The sequence below is a fragment of the Paenibacillus nicotianae genome (assembly GCF_042681745.1).
GTDB lineage: Bacteria > Bacillota > Bacilli > Paenibacillales > Paenibacillaceae > Saccharibacillus > Saccharibacillus nicotianae.
The window spans coordinates 2,806,136-2,824,874 of record NZ_JBHUGF010000010.1 but is presented as its reverse complement, the minus strand read 5'-3'; the positions used below and the strand labels follow the sequence as shown (position 1 = coordinate 2,824,874).

12 protein-coding genes are annotated in these 18,739 nt (G+C 39.7%); 11 read left to right on the top strand and 1 reads right to left on the bottom strand.

Annotation, left to right across the window (positions count from 1 at the left end; all coding sequences use genetic code 11):
* Positions 1-271 precede the first annotated feature (271 nt).
* From ACFSGI_RS16660 to ACFSGI_RS16610, 11 genes are all read left to right on the top strand, one after another.
* On the top strand, positions 272-2,575 hold the full coding sequence (locus tag ACFSGI_RS16660) for a glycoside hydrolase family 3 N-terminal domain-containing protein (protein ID WP_204825319.1): 2,304 nt from the start codon (positions 272-274) through the stop codon (positions 2,573-2,575).
* 77 nt (positions 2,576-2,652) lie between these two features.
* Positions 2,653-6,177 carry an alpha-mannosidase gene (locus ACFSGI_RS16655; protein WP_204825318.1) on the top strand — a complete coding sequence of 1,175 codons (3,525 nt, stop codon included), beginning with the start codon at positions 2,653-2,655 and terminating at the stop codon, positions 6,175-6,177.
* Positions 6,171-7,502: a glycoside hydrolase family 125 protein gene (locus ACFSGI_RS16650; protein WP_204825317.1), complete on the top strand. Its 1,332-nt coding sequence runs from the start codon at positions 6,171-6,173 to the stop codon at positions 7,500-7,502. The genes ACFSGI_RS16655 and ACFSGI_RS16650 overlap by 7 nt, the downstream gene beginning before the upstream one ends.
* 344 nt (positions 7,503-7,846) lie before the next feature.
* Entirely contained in the window at positions 7,847-10,975 is a 3,129-nt protein-coding gene (locus ACFSGI_RS16645; protein ID WP_204825316.1) for a beta-galactosidase, read from the top strand.
* A gap of 192 nt (positions 10,976-11,167) precedes the next feature.
* A complete protein-coding gene (locus ACFSGI_RS16640; RefSeq protein ID WP_204825315.1) occupies positions 11,168-12,100 on the top strand; it encodes an alpha/beta fold hydrolase in 933 nt (310 codons plus the stop codon).
* A 187-nt stretch (positions 12,101-12,287) separates the two neighbouring features.
* Positions 12,288-13,052 carry a hypothetical protein gene (locus tag ACFSGI_RS16635; protein WP_204825314.1) on the top strand — a complete coding sequence of 255 codons (765 nt, stop codon included), beginning with the start codon at positions 12,288-12,290 and terminating at the stop codon, positions 13,050-13,052.
* An 18-nt stretch (positions 13,053-13,070) separates the two neighbouring features.
* Positions 13,071-13,310, top strand: a complete 240-nt coding sequence (locus tag ACFSGI_RS16630; RefSeq protein WP_204825313.1) for a hypothetical protein — start codon at positions 13,071-13,073, stop codon at positions 13,308-13,310.
* Between the two features lie 433 nt (positions 13,311-13,743).
* Entirely contained in the window at positions 13,744-14,652 is a 909-nt protein-coding gene (locus ACFSGI_RS16625) for an ABC transporter permease (protein WP_204825312.1), read from the top strand.
* A 16-nt stretch (positions 14,653-14,668) separates the two neighbouring features.
* Entirely contained in the window at positions 14,669-15,574 is a 906-nt protein-coding gene (locus ACFSGI_RS16620; protein WP_204825311.1) for a carbohydrate ABC transporter permease, read from the top strand.
* 20 nt (positions 15,575-15,594) lie between these two features.
* Positions 15,595-17,169 (top strand): ABC transporter substrate-binding protein, encoded by a 1,575-nt coding sequence (locus ACFSGI_RS16615; RefSeq protein WP_204825310.1) that lies wholly within the window; start codon positions 15,595-15,597, stop codon positions 17,167-17,169.
* A 157-nt stretch (positions 17,170-17,326) separates the two neighbouring features.
* On the top strand, positions 17,327-17,716 hold the full coding sequence (locus tag ACFSGI_RS16610) for a DivIVA domain-containing protein (protein ID WP_204825309.1): 390 nt from the start codon (positions 17,327-17,329) through the stop codon (positions 17,714-17,716).
* A gap of 118 nt (positions 17,717-17,834) precedes the next feature.
* Here the strand turns inward: ACFSGI_RS16610 and ACFSGI_RS16605 are convergent, their stop codons facing one another.
* Positions 17,835-18,722 (bottom strand): TetR/AcrR family transcriptional regulator, encoded by an 888-nt coding sequence (locus tag ACFSGI_RS16605; protein WP_204825308.1) that lies wholly within the window; start codon positions 18,720-18,722, stop codon positions 17,835-17,837.
* Positions 18,723-18,739: the final 17 nt, after the last annotated feature.

The following is an 18,739-nucleotide window of genomic DNA, read 5'->3' as shown; positions in this document are numbered from 1 at the left end:
ATCTTTACCATGTCCCTACACTACCCACCCAAGTTGCTGGAAATAAACGTGAGAAATTCGCACCTAGCACAGAGCGGAGGGGGAAGAGAGGCTATGAAAGAGCGAAGCGCTCGCCTTTGTAAAGAAATCCCGACCCTTAAAAATTCATTCAGGGATTTCTTTACACCAGCGACGACAATAGCCACTCTTCCCCCGCAGCGGTGTACCTAGATGTGCAGAAACTTTCCACTTTATTTCCACCCTGCAACTCCAATTGAAAGGATGATCACTTATGACCAATTATAAAAATCCAGCACTTTCTATTGAAGAACGCGTACAAGACCTGCTTGCTCAAATGACACTGGATGAAAAAGTAGGGCAACTGATCCAATTATTTGGCTGGCGTACGTTTACCAAAAATGAAGATGGAACTGTTACGCTTACCGAAGAATTTAAAGAAGAGGTTCGTCAAGGACAAATCGGTTCCTTATATGCCACATTACGTGCTGATCCCTGGACAGAAGTGACGCTGGAAACGGGACTTTCTCCAGCCGAAGGAGCTGCTGCACTCAATGATATTCAGCGTTTTGTTATCGAACATTCCAGATTAGGGATTCCGCTAATGTTTGGCGAAGAATGTTCTCATGGACATATGGCAATCGGCGCAACAGTCTATCCAGTTCCACTACTTGCGGCAAGCACATGGAATCCAGCATTGTATCAGCAAATGTGTGAAGCAGTAGCGATCGAGACGCGCAGTCAAGGTGGTGTAGCTACCTATTCACCGGTACTGGATATTGTGCGTGATCCACGCTGGGGACGAACAGAGGAAACATATGGAGAAGATCCTTATCTAGCAGGAGAACTTGCCACTGCTGCTGTGATCGGTCTGCAAGGCAAAGGATTGGATTCACCGGACACAGTAATAGCCACTTTAAAACACTTTGTCGGTTATGGCGCTTCTGAAGGTGGACGCAATGCTGCACCTGTACATATGGGAATGAAAGAATTGCATGAGATTGATCTGGTTCCTTTCCGCAAAGCAATTGAAGCAGGAGCGATATCAGTCATGACTGCATATAACGAAATTGATGGTGTACCTTGTACATCCAGTGAATATTTGTTAGATGATGTGCTTCGACAACAGTGGGGATTTGATGGCTTTATTATTACCGATGCAAGTGCTATGAATATGCTGGTACATGGTTATAATGTGGCAGAGACAGGAGAGAAAGCAACAGCATTATCGCTACAAGCAGGAATCGATCTGGAAATGTCAGGGTATATGTTTGGCAAATACCTCAAATCTGCATTAGAGCAAGGAATCGCTCAAGAGGCTCATTTGGATCAAGCAGTTCGTCGTCTACTCAAAGTGAAATTTCAGTTAGGTTTATTTGATCAACCTTATGTCGATCCTGAACGTGCTGCTCGTGTGATCCATAGTACAGAACATATTGAATTGGCTCGTGAAGTCGCTAGACAAGGAATTATTTTGCTTAAAAATAAAGATTCGGCTTTACCATTACAATCATCATCTACAGGAAAAATAGCAGTGATTGGGCCCAATGCGAATAAACCGTATAACCAATTAGGTGATTATACTTCGCCACAACCAGCAGGCAAAGTGATTACAGTGTTAGAAGGATTACGGCAAAAGCTAGGAGCAGACAGCAATCAACTGTTATATGCACCGGGTTGCCGGATCAAAGACAATTCTCGCGAAGGATTTGAACTTGCTGTAGATACCGCCAAGCAAGCAGATACAGTTATTCTAGTACTCGGTGGATCAAGTGCTCGTGATTTTGGCGAAGGGACGATTGATTTACGAACAGGTCAATCATTAGTCCATGATGCAGAAGAAAGCGATATGGAATGTGGCGAAGGAATCGATCGCTCCAATCTCAATCTGACAGGGGTACAGTTAGAATTGTGTCAGCAGATTTATGATCTAGGTAAAAAGTTGGTTGTGATCTATATCAATGGACGACCTGTAGCAGAACCGTGGATCGATGAACATGCCGATGCCATTATTGAAGCATGGTATCCAGGACAAGAAGGTGGTCATGCGCTTGCAGAGATTTTGTATGGAGATGTGAATCCATCCGGTCGTCTAACAATCTCTGTACCCAGACATGTAGGGCAATTGCCTGTGTATTATAATAGCAAGCGTACACGCGGTAAGCGTTATCTGGAAATGGATTTGCAGCCTGCTTATGCGTTCGGACATGGACTAAGTTATACAACATTTGCTTATGATTCACCTGTAGTAAATCCTACGATTATATCACCGGATGAAGATGCTCAAGTGAGTGTGCAGATTACGAATACAGGAGAGGTAGCCGGTTGGGAAGTAGCACAATTGTATTTGACCGATCTATTTGCTTCAGTTACTCGTCCAGAAAAAGAACTTAAAGGATTTCAAAAAGTCTTTTTACAACCGGGAGAGACACAGACAGTGACATTTACTTTGACACCAGAACATCTAGCATTAGTCACTTCTCAATTAGATCGTATTGTAGAGCCAGGCGATTTTCAGATTCAGGTCGGTAGCAATTCTATCGAAGGTCAGGTTGTGACATTGACGGTACGTGAATGATGAACGTTTTTATCTAAGCATGGATATCAACAGATACACTAATATCTCCAAACAATCATGATTTGAGGAGGCTCTCTATGTACCAGATCGAACGATTTATCAAACTTTTATCTACCAAACAATGGTTGGATACGCAAGAACTGAATCAATGGACAGTAGAAGAAACTCGTTATATTACACCTGATCATTATGAGGTTCTTGTACCACGTCAGAATAGTGATATGAGATTAAAAGAAAAGCATGGTATCACCTACTTTTTACAAACCAATATCCAAATTCCAGCTTCATGGTCATCACATCCTGTCGGCTTGGTATTCAATGCAGGCGGTGGCGAAGGATTACTAAAAATCAATGGCGAGTTCTATCATGGGCTTGATAAAAATCATACGTTTGTTCCTTTGCGCGAATCATATGTAGGCACCCAGATTGAACTTGATATTGAATTATACGATCCGATTCCTGAACCCCATGATCCATTAAACGGACAACCTGAATTTGTAGCTCCGTTAAGAGGATACGAGGCGAGTCTGGTCAGTATCAACAGTGGACTACGTAGTCTGATGTACAGTGTGCAGATATTGTTACATAGTATGCGCCGTTTGCCTGAAAATGAATTGCGCCGCATCGAAATCCAAAAAGCTTTGGAGCAAACGATGCATGCTGCTTATGCACTTCCAGAAGAATCATGGCAACTGGAAGAACCGTGGCGACAACTGGAAGAAATCTTACGAGAACAGGTACTCGTTTTTGCTCCAGATGCATCTGAAAATGGCTATATGTATATGATTGGACAATCGCATATTGATATCGCATGGTTATGGCCTGTACGGGAAACCGTTCGCAAGTCCAGTCGTACATTTTCAACGATGTGTACATTAATGGAGCAATATCCTGACTTTATCTATTCTCAGAGCCAACCGCAATTATTTGCTTATGTCAAAGATCATTATCCAGAGCTGTACGCCAAAGTAAAACAACGAATTGCTGAAGGTCGCTGGGAATTGGTAGGAGGAATGTGGGTAGAACCTGATCTGAATATTCCAAGCGGAGAGTCACTCGCTCGTCAGCTATTATATGGACAACATTTTTATCGTGAAGAATTTGGCGTGACTTCTACGATCGAATGGTTACCGGATACATTTGGCTATTGTGCTTCATTGCCACAATTATTGCGTCAAGCAGGGATCGATTATTTTATGACGACCAAGCTGAATTGGAATGATACCAATATCTTCCCTTATGATCTGTTTCACTGGGTAGGAATCGATGGTACGCCGATTTTGTCTTATCTGAATCATGGTGTCAATGAATCGACCACACCGAAAGACATCGCAGAACACTGGGATTATTTCCGCCAAAAAGATATCCATCCTCAGCAAATGTTGCTCTACGGACATGGAGATGGGGGCGGTGGAGTCACTCATGAAATGATTGAATATGTCGAACATGCCGAATTAATGGTGGGATTACCACAAGCAGAATTTGGAACAGCCAAACAGTTTTTTGAACAGACATTAGAATCAGCAGATGAGCTACCTGTCTGGCGTGGTGATCTGTATTTAGAATTACATCGCGGAACCTATACGACGCAAGCATGGAATAAACGTCATAATCGTAAAGCTGAATTACTGTATCGTGAAGCAGAAGTATGGGAAAGACTTACCACGATCTATTTCAACCACAGTAGCCTAGCCGATAGCGAGTCTGTCGAATTATCTTTAGAACAAGATGACACACTAACATCTGCACATATACAAACACTAGCGAAGCAGTATGCAGATGAAGGTTTATCTGTACATCCTGCTCTGTTTGAACAACAACAGGATGGAATCATTACCAGACAACAATTCAAAAATGGCTGGCTTGGTATTATGCTCAATCAGTTTCACGATATAGTACCTGGTTCAGCGATTCCAGAAGTGTACGATACATCAGAAGTGGAATATGCTCAGATTTTAGAGATTGGTACAACTGCTCTGGATCAAGCGCTTGCTCCGTGGACATCATGGATTGGACAGCAGTTGGCACAGTCGGATCAGCAAGGTACAGCTTATGCTGTGTTCAATAGTCTCAGTTGGGAACGTGGCGAATGGATCGAGATTGAAGGTGGCGAGGAGTTAAATAATGTTCAGGTATATGATCAATCAGGAACATTGTTGCGCAGTGATGTGATCTCACAAGCTACTGTTCAGCAGACTGTACCCACATCGATTCCGTCTACAACAACTGAAGTACCACAGTTATTGTTTACATCAGCCAAGCCTGTTTTACCAGGACATACGACCAATACTCATCCATCTGCAATCGAAAATTCTACAAAGTTATCCACAGAAAATGAGTCTCAATTGGAAAATAAATACACTCTACGGGTCGATGTACCATCGATTCCTGCGTTCGGTTATACAGTGATCTGGCTACGTTCAGAGAATGATCATAGTACTGTACCTGCTAATCATATAGATAACGATACCCTATCCCCATCTCAAGTCACTGTTGGAGAAGCAGTTCCATCAATCTGGGAAACTCCTTTTTATCGGATTCAGTTTAGCGAGCAAGGAGAGATCGTTTCTTTATACGATAAGCAATACGAACGGAACGTGCTCAAAGAAGATCAGCATGGTAATGTATTTGGCTTTTATCATGATCGTCCGTTGCTGTGGGATGCGTGGGATATCGATCCCCATTTTGCCGATCAGATCGCTGATACTGCTGTGTGTCTCTCTTCTCAAGTGATAATGAGTGGACAGACAGGGGATATATTGCAATTCCGCTGGCAGATTGGACAGTCTATTATTGTGCAACATATACATCTGTATCAAGACCATCGCCGGATCGATTTTAAAACAGAAGTCGAGTGGAATGAAAGTCATAAATTGCTGAAAGTATCGTTCCCTGTCGATCTGGTAGCCGAGCAAGCGACCTATGAGATTCCATTTGGTGCTTTGCAACGTACAATGAATACCAATACCAGTTGGGACAAAGCTCAATATGAAGTCTGCGGACATCGCTGGGCAGATATTTCGGAAGGGAATTATGGAGTCAGTCTGCTTAACGATTGCAAGTATGGCTACGATATCAAAGATTGCAATATGCGTCTGTCATTACTACGAGCACCGAAATGGCCTGATCAAGGTGCCGATCTAGGTCATCATGAGTTCACCTATTCGTTATTACCGCATCATGGAAATTGGCGTGAAGCGCAGGTTGTACGGACAGCAGCAGAGCTTAACCAACCTGCATCTTATAGAAAAATTGCGGCTACACCGACTACAGATCAGAAATTATCTACAGTAATCGATCATCAGTTGTTTACATCACTGTTTTCTTATCATAGCGAGCATATTATTCTCGATACGATCAAGCCAGCAGAAGATGGACAAGGAAGTATTATCCGTCTATATGAATCTTCAGGCAGTCGCGGCACTGCTCGTATTCAATGGCCTGTACAGGCAGGTCAACCAGACAATCATACGATTACACTGGTCAATATCCTAGAAGATCATCTTGAAACGTTATCGGCAACAGACAATCAATTAGAACTGTCATTCAAACCTTATGAGATCAAAACATTGAAATGGAATAAGGGGGAAGTATCATGTTAGAAAAGTTAGAACATGTTCAAATGTCCACATTCGAACTGCCACAGGCAGTTCAGGATGTGCTAGCAGAAGCAGAGCAAGTAATAGCTCACCGTCCCAAGTTAGCTGAACTATTTCGCAATTGTTTTCCTAATACATTAGAGACAACTACCAAATTAATGGATGATGGAACGACTTTTGTAATAACAGGAGATATTCCGGCAATGTGGTTGCGGGATTCAGTAGAGCAGTTGATGCACTATGTTCCTTTTTGTAAAGAAGATAAAGAATTGCAACGTATTATCAGCGGACTAATCAGACGACATATGTTCTATCTGGAGATTGATCCGTATGCAAATTCATTTAACGAAACAGCCAATGATTGGCACTGGGACCCTGCCGATGAAACAGAAATGAGCCCCTGGGTATGGGAACGCAAATTTGAATTAGATTCACTTTGTTTTACGATCCGGCTGGCATATCACTATTGGAAAACAAGCGGTAATACCGATATTTTTGATGCAGGCTTTAAGCAAGGGTTGCGTACCATTTTCCAATTATGGCGGACAGAACAGCGTCATATGGAAGAATCGCCGTACCGTTTTACCAGACGCAATTGTCCGGCGATAGATACGATTCGGAACAAAGGATTAGGCATGCCGGTGAACTATACAGGAATGATCTGGTCAGCCTTTCGTCCAAGTGATGATGCTTGCGAATTTCATTATAGTATTCCTTCGAATATGTTCGCAGTCGTTTCTTTACGTCAAATGCAAGAAATGGTGCGCGCTGTTTATCGTGATGAAGCTTTTTGTGCAGAGTTAGCTGAAATGGAAGAAGAAATCCAGCATGGCATCGAATGGTATGGAATTTATCGACATCCGGTACATGGAAAGATATATGCGTATGAAACAGATGGGTTTGGAAATTATTGTTTGGTAGATGATGCTGGTACACCAAGCTTATTATCGATGCCTTATCTAGGATATTGTGATGTAAACGATCCGATGTATCTGAATACACGAAAATTTATTTTAAGTACTGAGAATCCGTATTATTTTGAAGGAAAAGCCGCTAAAGGCATGGGAAGCCCGCATACACCGGACGGTTACATCTGGCATATGGGATTATCGATGCAAGGATTAACCGCTAATAATGATGCTGAAATGTTAGAAATGATTCATTTATTAGAAAGTACCGATGCGGATACCGGTTATATGCATGAAGGATTCCATTCGGACGATCCGACTATTTTTACCCGTCCATGGTTTGCATGGTCTAATAGTTTATTTTCTCAGTTAATCTATAAAGCGATGCAAAAAGGGTTACTCACCAATCCATCATCTTAAAACACATCAAAATGTTGAATAAAGTTGAAATACTAAATTTCAAAAATTACTTAATGCATAACTTAACAGAATCGGTTATAGTGAAATAGTACAGAGCGAAGGGAATAGGACTGTTCTGAAAGAGTTACAAGCTTTCGTAAGAAAGGTACTTTGGAAGCATAGGCTAAGATCGCCTTTGGATATGAATCTTACCGCAAACTGGTTAAAGATAGGATTCGTATCCAACAGCGACGATAAGAACATTTATCTTCCCATAGTGGGGTACCTCTTTAGCATCCGAAACGTTCCAATCCAGTTTTATTCCAATCCAATTCAATCCAATATCAATGATGAAGGAGATTATTATGACTTTAATTTCTAAGCTTCATACTGTTATTTTTTATGATCCTGCTTTTCCTTTTGATGGACAACGCCCAAATGAACAACAGCTAACAGAACTGCATAAGCAAGGCACAGTGGTTACAGCTAGCGAACTTTCTAAAGCGCTTACGCAAGCAGATTTGTTTATTCATCTGCATGGCAGTTACTTTCCCAAACAAGCATGGACAGCGATTCATAATCATTTAAATGACAGCAAAGGATTTGTACATATGGGCGGTATTCCTTTCCGTACCCCTGTGAATGAAACAGCAGATGGATGGAAAGCTGAACACGAACAAACAGCGTATCACCAAATATTGAATATTAATGAAGTGTTGCCTGTAGAAGTGACACCGATCGATCATTATAAAGCAAGTACTGATTTTCCATTGTTTGCAGGACAAGAATCTTTATTTGAGCGTCAGAGCACATGGGGATTTGCTCTTCATGTAACCAAAGCTAATGACCATCCTGCACAAGGTGGTTCCAGTGGGCCGATGGATGCTCATATTTATCCGCTACTTAAAGGAATCTCTAAAGACGGACGTGAAGTAGCCGCGCCTGCTATTTTGCTCGAAAATACCAAAGGCGCTTATGCTGGTGGACGCTGGGTATTTGTCAACCAATTAGCAGGAGCTTCTTTCTGGGAAAAAGGTATTGAAGCTATTTCCAAGTGGGGCGAATTTGCAGCCAAAGGGGTTACTGAAATCTGGGTAAAACCTAACTATGCAAGCTATGAACCGGGCGAGCGTCCAACACTCACGATTCAATTACAATCGTTGCAACGTCATTCGACCAGTGCAGATATTAGCGGAGAATGGACATTCCACCTACAAGTGGCTAAAGAAGACCAGGCGTTATCCGGTCAATTTACAGACGTCTGGACAAAAGAAGTAACAATCTCTGCTTCTCGTGAACTGGATATTGTACGCTTACCTGTTGAGATTACGATTGAAGCTGGATATTATCGCTTGGAAGGAACGATCACTTCACCATCCGGTGAGATTCGTACAATTCATCAAGGATTCTGGGGATTTGATGCAGACTTTTTGGCAACAGGTGAAATGTTAACAGCTGATCGCGATTATTTCCGCAAAGAAGGTCGTCCATTACCGATTGTGGGTATGACGTATATGACGTCAGATGTAGCACGTAAATTTTTATTTTTACCGAATGCGGCAGTCTGGGATAAAGATATGGCACAGATGAAACATGCAGGCATTAACTATCTGCGTACAGGGGTATGGAGTGCTTGGCGACATGTGATGTTTGTCGATGGTCATCCGTATGAAGAAGTAATGCGCGCAATCGATGCGTTTATTTTGACAAGTAAAAAGCATGGTCATGAATTAACATTTAACTTTTTTGCTTTTACACCGGAAGCTTGGGAAGGGGTTAACCCGTATCTTGATCCACGCAGTGTAGAAGCGCAGAAGCGTTTTATCTCAGCGATTGTCACCCGTCATCGTCACACATCCAATATTCATTGGGATCTGATCAATGAACCATCGATGTTCAATCCAGATATTCCATTTTCAGGCCCGCAACCGGTATATGATGAATTTGAGATTGCAGCGTACAAAGAATGGGTGGAAAAGCGTTATGATAGCGATATTACCAGAGTGCAAGAACGCTGGAATATGACACCGGAAGAATTACCAAACTTTGATGCGGTATATCCAGTTCATGTCGATGATATTAGCTATAACCCTACATCGATTCATCCGAAAAAAGGAACTCGTTGGCTGGACTATAATCTATTTACAATGGATATGCACAATCGCTGGGCGACAGATTTGACGCGTATGATCCAAAGTATTCAACCCAAGCAGTTAGTCACTGTAGGGCAGGATGAAGGATTAGCAGGGCAACGTCCATCGCCATTGCTATATGCAGAGACTGTCGATTATACAACCGTACACTCATGGTGGGAAATGGATGATCTCGTGTGGGATGGCATTTTCACCAAGACACCGCAAAAGCCGAACCTGATCCAAGAAACAGGAATTATGTATATTGAGACACCAGAGGGTAAAGCCAAACGTAGTGAAAACGAATTGAAGTATATTTTAGAACGCAAATACGCTTATGCTTTTTCAACAGGTGGAGCAGGGGCTGTACAATGGATCTGGAATATTAATTTCTATATGCATAATGTGAATGAATCTCATATCGGGGCTGTACGAGCAGATGGAACAGAAAAGCCAGAAGCCGATGTGTCGTATGATTTCGGACGTTTTATGGCGGCAACTCGTGATCTATTTGAAAATCGTCAATTGGAAGAAGTAGCTGTTGTTTTCCCATATTCTAATGATCTATCCAATCGCAAATTAGCTCATGATGCAACAACCAAATTGATTCGTACGTTATCGTATGAATTGAATGTACATGCGCATGCATTTGGCGAATACCATTTACATGAATTAACGACAGGTGATGCACCGAAATTAATTATCGTATCCAGCCCTCATAATTTCCAAACAGCAGCCCTTCAGCAATTGCTAGATTATGTAGAAGAGCATGGCAGTACTTTACTATTTACAGGCCCATTAGCATTGGATGAATACTGGCAATATACCGATCGTTTAAGTGAAGTGACGGAGAGTGCTCCTTTATCAAATGTACGTCGTGAAGAAGCATTACAATTAGGTGAAGAAGTATTACCTGTATCATTCAGCCGTAAACGAATTGCAGAATTAGTCAAACAAGCACCGTTAACCGGTATTGCTCAAGTAAAAAATGTAACTATCGGCAAAGGTAAAATCATCTGGAGCCCACTGCCTATCGAACTAAGTGATCGTACAGAAACTCAGATTGCTCTGTATGAATATGCGTTAGCAGAAGCAGAAGTATCGACTGAACTGGAATGGTTGCAAGGCGATGAATTATCAGGTGTCTATGGACGCAAATTGTCTTTCGATAAAGGTAATCTATATATTTTTGTATCTGAATATGGAGTGAATGCTCCAATTCAAGTGCAAGATCCGATTAGCAATAAAATCTATAATTTTGTATTAGATGCCGAACGTACAGTGATGTTCGCTACTGATACTACAGGTACGATTACTACTATTTATCGTCCAGAAGAAGTGAATATTGAGGTGACAGAATAAGCAGTATACACTCTTAGGCGGTGCAATGACTGTATAGTTTGCAAAGAGATTACCTGTAGAGGTAATCTCTTTTTTTATATGAATATATGTAAATTACTTCGTATAACAAGAAATTGGATAACTACGAAGCAATGCTTTATAATTAAATAATGATATACATATGTATCAAATTAGAATTAAAGGAATGAATTTATGAAAAGATTATTCAAGTTTATGCTCAAAGCTGTCGCAGTAGTTGTATTGTTAATTGTTGTTTTTCTAGCGACAGTCTATGTTGTTAATGTAGTAGCCAGCAAGTCAGAACAAAGCAAAATACAGCCATATGGACAATCTGTTGCTGTAGATGGCAAAAATATGAATGTACTGATCCAAGGAGAAGGTAAGCAAACGATTGTGTTATTGCCTGGCTTCGGTACAGCATCACCAGCTCTTGATTTCAAACCGTTAATCGAGCAACTATCTTCTAATTATAAAGTAGTAGTTATAGAGCCATTCGGTTATGGATTAAGTGATATTACCGACAAGCCACGTACCGTAGACAATATCACGAATGAGATTCATGAAGCATTGCAACAATTGAATATTAACAAATACATCTTGATGGGTCATTCGATTTCAGGAATCTATGGATTAGATTATGTGAATAAATATCCTAATGAAGTGACTACTTTTGCCGGAATCGATACAAGTTTCCCTACACAGCCGACAGAAGTGATGGATACCGCATCGGTGAGTTTATTGCAAAAATCAGGCTTTTACCGTTTATTAGTCAAGCTGAATCCGGCTCTGATCATGACACCGGATGTAGATGAGGCGACCAAACAACAAATTAAAATGATTACGCTCAAAAACACGATGAATCCAGACATCGTAAGTGAAGCACAGTTATTACCGACGAATTTCAAAGCTGTACAAGGCTTAGAATTCCCTAAAAATCTACCTGTTATTTTCTTTCTAGTTCAAAATGATCCTGATATTAAAAACTGGACAACTCAACACGAAGAACAGATCAAAAATTCAGTAAATGGTAAAGTCGTTCTATTAGACGGTACTCATTATCTGCATTACACTCAATCCAAAGCTATCGCGGATGATTTGAAAAAATTTATTGATAGCACAAAATAATTGAAAAAGTCGAACGATATACACAAAGGTGTAGCGTTCGACTTTTTTTGATTTTATTATCTATCTGTTTAGAAAATATTCTTTATTTTTATACTATATATAATAAAAATGCTTATAATTAGCAAAAACAATAATTATATGGTATTTTATATATGTATAATAATACATAATAAATGGAGGGGTAATAATGAAAAGATTATCTTTAGCAACTTTTATTTTAGGTGCAGTAATGGTTTTTCCAAGCTTTGTAGGTGCAACAGGAGTTAACAACGGTGAAGTATCTCAAAATCAGAGCAATGTAGCAGACACAGTTAAAGCATTTACTGTATCAAACGGAGAAATTAATTATATATCTACAGAAGAATATAACAGAATTACTGCTCAATCCATTATTGAAACTGCTACAGCCAATATGCTCACAAAAGGTAATTCTGATGATATACCTGTGTATCCAAGTATTGTTAGTTTGAGTACTTCTTATAAATACAACCAACTTAGTTATAAATCTAAAGTAGCAAGAAGCGATTTAAATAGAAGAATATCAGTTGCTATTAGAAATGAAGGTACAGTATCAGCAACAAGATCTATAAGCTATTCTTCAACTCAGACGTATACTTCTAGTATATCTTTCACAGCTGGAGCGCAAAAAAATGCTGTTAGTGCAGGAATAACTGGTGGAAAATCATGGGAAGGATCATATGCAGGTAACGAAACTATTACTCAAACAATTCCAGCTGGTAAATATGCTTGGATGGATTATTATCCTTATATGAATTATTCTTATGGAACATTCAAAACTGATGTTTATAGTGTTACAGATACAGGAGCAACTTCATTAGTGAGTTCATCTAGTCAAAATGTTAATATTTATAGTGCTATAAAATCTGCTTCTTCTCCACTACCAGACGGTGTATATTCTCTTAAAGAAAGTACTTCTGCTCCAACTTATTAATAGAAAGGATGAATAATTTTGAATAAAAGAGCAACAGGAACTATTTTTTTATCATTAGGATTATTACTAATAATCGGACAACAGAGTTTACGTTTTTTGGTTGCATCAGCAATGACTTTTCATATTAGCGGTATGTCTAATACTGCTATACAAGAGATGTTAACTTGGACGCCTACACCATACAATCTAGTTATTCCTATCATTTTTTTGATTATAGGTATAGGTTATCTACTCTGGTCAGAATTAAATAAAGAATAAACAAAAGGATGCTGTTCACTACGAATAGTATCCTTTTTACTTACTTCAAACTGTTAACGTATCCTTCAAATATACTCCCAGCATAGAGCGTAGATCAAGGAATTACCCGATAGAAGCGAAGCGTTCGCCTTTAAGACTTGGATATCGACCGCTAGGCGGTCAAATCAAGATATCCAAGTCTTACCAGCGATCGACAGGGTAATCCTTGATCGAAGCGGTGCCTCAAACCACCTCACATTTCCTCCCCAACAAATATGTAATTCAAACTAACATAACAAGTCGCCTTCACTCCCACAAATTCCTTTTTGATAACGCTTACCTAAAAAAAGTACACATAACCTAAAGAACTTAGCGTAGTTTCCTTTCCTTCTCTTGTCCATAATTAAAGTATAAGCACACAAGAGAGATACCGGAGAGAAAGGGGACTTCAATCATGACCTTTTTGTATGAATTGCGTAAAAATAAAGTTCTTTTTTTGATGGCATTGCCTGCATTAATCTTGCTGGTTTTGTTCAACTACTTGCCGATGTTCGGAGTCATCCTTGCTTTCAAAAATTATAATTTCTACGATGGTATTCTAGGTAGTCCCTGGATCGGATTCAAAAACTTTGAATATCTGTTCAAAGGCGATGCCTGGCTAATTACTCGTAACACATTATTATACAACTTCGTGTTTATTATTTTCGGACTGATTCTCGCAGTGGCACTTGCAATTGTACTTGATGAGATTCGTAACCGATTTCTTTCCAAAACCTATCAGACGATTCTCATTATGCCTTACTTTTTATCATGGACGATTGTTGCTTTAATTTTTTACGCTTTTCTGAGTGCAGATAAAGGGATTATCAATCAAGCACTCACCTATATGGGAATGCACCCGATTAATTTCTATTCTGAAACGACCTATTGGCCGTACATTCTAATCTTCGTCTTTTTCTGGAAAAGTGTAGGGTACAGCAGTATTATCTACCTCGCTTCAATCACAGGTATTTCACCAGAGTACTATGAAGCCGCTACAATCGATGGCGCTAGCAAATGGCAACAAATTCGCTTTATCACGATTCCTTGTCTCAAGCCTATCATTATTATTATGACAATTCTAAGTATCGGCAAAATTTTCTATGCCGACTTTGGATTATTCTATCAAGTAACGTATAACTCGGGCGCTCTGTACCCTGTTACACAGGTTATTGATACGTATGTCTACAATGGCCTAACTTCGATGGGGAACTACGGTATGACCGCAGCAGCAGGCTTATATCAATCGTTTGTCGGATTCGTGCTTGTTATCATCACCAACTGGATCGTCAAAAAAATGGACAAAGACAGCGCGCTGTTCTAGAAAAGGGGGCATTTCGATGGAACAAACATCTAGTAAATTCAATCAGCTTCCAAAAAGTTGGAATCTTGTATTTAACCTGATTTTGATTGTACTGTGTGTGGTCTGTATTATTCCGATTATTTTAGTTTATGCGATTTCATTTACGAGTGAAGCGAGTTTGTCTGCTAAAGGTTATCAGTTTTTGCCGTCAGAATGGAGCTTGGATGCGTATCGTTATGTGTTCCGCAATGGCGATCAGATTCTACAATCGGCGTATGTTACGATCGGAGTCACAGCGATAGGAACGTTATTCAGTCTACTGGTGACTGCATTGTTCTCGTATGTATTGTCGCGACGTGATTTTCGTTATCGTAATGTGATGGCATTTTTCTTATTTTTCACGATGTTATTTAACGGTGGATTAGTACCATCGTATATTGTAAATACAAATGTACTGCATCTGGCAGATACGTTCTGGATTTTGATTTTACCGTATTCACTGAGTGCGTTTAATGTTATTATTTTGAGAACGTTTATGCAGCAGTCTATCGAAACAGCTATTCTAGAAGCGGCACGAATAGATGGAGCAGGAGAGTGGTATATTTTTGCCCGTATCGTACTTCCATTGTCCAAGCCGGGACTGGCTACAGTTGGCTTATTTACACTCGTAACGTATTGGAACGATTGGTTCCTTGGACAACTGTATATCACGAATCCCAAATTAGTCAGTCTACAATATATGTTAATGAAATTGCAGTCTAATATAGATTTTGTGACCAGCAATGCGACGTCAGCTACCAACAATATGCTGATAGCACAGATTCCAGCAGAAGGCGCACGAATGGCTATTCTTGTTATTGTGTTAACACCGATTCTTTGTGCATACCCATTTTTCCAGAAGTACTTTGTTAAAGGATTAACGATCGGTGGTATCAAAGGCTAACACAAGGTAAGGAGGACGTTATGAATGATTCCAGATACAGGTACCACCGAATGGTTTTGATTCTGGTGGTATCTGTATTGTTGTTTATTGGAGCAGGTTGTCAGCAGCGTAGTAAGCAAGAGGTCACTTTATATTCAGCAACTTCACAATCAGTACAGACAGGGCAAGAGATTACACAAAGCGATCTTCCACCTGCGGAACTGGTATTTTACAATTATGCGAATCCAATGCCAGATCAAGCCAAAGTGATGGACGAAGTGAATAAATACCTAAAACGCAAAATCAATGCAACGATTCGGATTATTACACTAAATCCAACAGACTTCGAAGCCAAAATACCGGCTATTCTAGCTTCCGGTCAACCTGCCGATCTTGTGTTCACTAGCTCATGGACAAACAATTATTTAGCAAATGTGTCCAGAGGAGCTTTTTTGCCGCTTGATCATTTGTTGAAGCAATATGGCGTAGGTATGCAAAAATCGATTCCGTCTATTTTGTGGAAAGGGATGCTGGTTGATAATCAGACGTATGCTGTACCTCTTAACAAAGAAATTGGACATCAATACGGTATACTGATGCGCAAAGATATTGTAGATCAATACCATTTAAAAATTAATCATATTCGTACATGGGAAGATTTAGAGCCCCTTTTACAGATTGTGCATCAACATGAACCTCAATTACGACCACTGGATACACCGGAAATGTTATATCGTTCGATTCCAATGAATCATATTGCAGGCGATTGGTATTTGCCGGGTGCTATTAATATTGGAGAATCACCTGCTTTTAAGCGTGATGATCATCAAGTATTTAATCAATATGCGACACCTGAATTTAAGCATTTTGTAGAAACGATGTATCGGTGGAATCAAGCAGGCTATTTGCCCAAAGATCCGATGTATGATGCAGAAAATGATTGGAAAACAGGTAAAATCTTCGCAGGAGCACTATCGTATGCACCTAATTATGTATATGAGCGAAGTAATCAATTAGGTTATGATCTGGATTATGTCAATCTCGGACAAGGTGTAATTGAGACAAGTGATGTACAAAGTGGTGCTTTTGCGATTCCTCGATCTTCTCAGCAGCCTGAACGTGCTATGATGTTTTTGGAATTGTTATACACTGATCCTTATCTTGCCAATCTACTCAAGCATGGTATAGAAGGGGTTCATTATATCAAAGTTGATGATAAGCATATCGAGCCTGCGCCTGGAATAGATCATCTTAATCCGAAGTATGATTATGGATACGGCTGGATGTGGGGGAATATCTTTATTTCTTATTTTGATAAATCGTACCCACAAGATACGTATGAGCAATATGAAGCATTTAATAGTGGCAATATTCCAGCCCCTGCACTTGGATTTAATATGAATATTGCGCCGGTATCTACAGAAGTGGCAGCGATCAATAATGTATTAGCAGAGTATTATCGTCCGCTTATCAATGGAACGGTTAATCCGCAAAAAGTATTGCCGATGTTTCTGCAAAAATTACAATCAGCAGGTGTTGAACGATTAATTGCAGAAGAGCAAAAACAACTGGATTTGTGGAGAGCAGCACAATCTTCTACGTCATCTATGCCCTAAACTTATATAGTATCTTCTGACAAGTTCCACATGATCTGTATCGTCTGTCGAAATATCTTTAAGCAGATTGTTTTCCCCTATGCTATGTTTGTGGTACATTTATAAAAAAGAACTGTATGTGAGTATAAGTTCTTACGGGAATAGGGGGATCATCATCATGGCTGTAGATGAGAATTATCAGCGTAAGTTAGAAGATCAAAAGCGTTTATTTAAACAGTTGGGGATTAAGTTCGATGCACTTACAATTCATGAAAAAGATTTTGCGACCAAAATGCGTGGCTATTCTCAAGAAGAAGTCGACTTTTTTCTCGATGATGTTATTTTGGATTATGAGCGTTTTTACAAAGTCATTACAGACTTGCTTGATAAATATAATGAACTGCAACGCCGCCAGACGTACGAAAGCGAACGAGCTTCTGCGCGTATGAAAGAAGTCGAAGATTCAGTAGATCGCAGTATTGTAACCGATGCTATCGGAACACTGGAGAGAACGATAGATCAGCTTAAAGTACGCTTACGTGATAGCGATAACAAAAAAATGATCTAATTCTATCGGTATAGCATATTGGATTCATATCATACAGCAATAAAATAATAAATATAAAAAAAGCTGCTTTCTGTGATCATCACAGGAAACAGCTTTTCTTCTTTTCATAGAGATGATATTAGATATCAAGTACAGATTGTAAAAGCGTACATTTTTCCACCAGCGAAGGTTCTTGCGAAAGAAATGAAAACATCGCTTTAAGCATTCCTTTTCGTCGGTGATCACTCAAAATCTCCTGTTCAAGCTCATGCAGAACTTGACGATAATCTTCTTTCTGTTCATCCGAAACTTGTAGATGATGAAGTAATCTTTTGAGGTCGAGCAAAGCATCATGAATGATAATCCCTTTAAAAACAGGGCTATCTTTAATATGTTCAGGGTCTACTTTGAGCTGTTTCCAATCCCAGATCGGTACATAATCGTATTTCATCATCCCTTTAATCCATACATCGATAGTATTCCCGAGGAGGGCAGCAAATTCTTCATCTGTCGTATTCGGTTTGAGTCCCATCATCGGCAAAATCAAATACTGCATCATCATGCCACGAATCATAAAAATAACATCATAAGCAAAAGGTTCAACCTGTTCACCATATATATCTACCAGACAATCGGTAGTCCATTTGCTTAATTTAAATTCTACAATCAAAAAAGCTTCAATTAATTTTTCGCTATGAAACAAGCTTTTATCATGCATCGACATCATCATCGTATGGAATTTGGTATCTAACGAATTTTGTAAGTAAATACGGACAAATTCAGCAATTTTTTGCTCGGAAGCTAACTGAGTATCCGAATACATCATACAAAGCGCATGATCGATTTTGCGTCCATGCATCATTACTGTAGCTACCAGAACATCTTCTTTACTTTGAAAAAATTTATAAAAAGAAGCTTTGGCTATTCCGCTTTCCTTCGCGATCTCATCTACCGAAGTAGCTGTATACCCTTTTTCGGAAAAAAGTTGAAGTGCTACTTCAATAATTTCATCTTCTTTGTTTTTCAAGTGCACGTCTCCTTTAC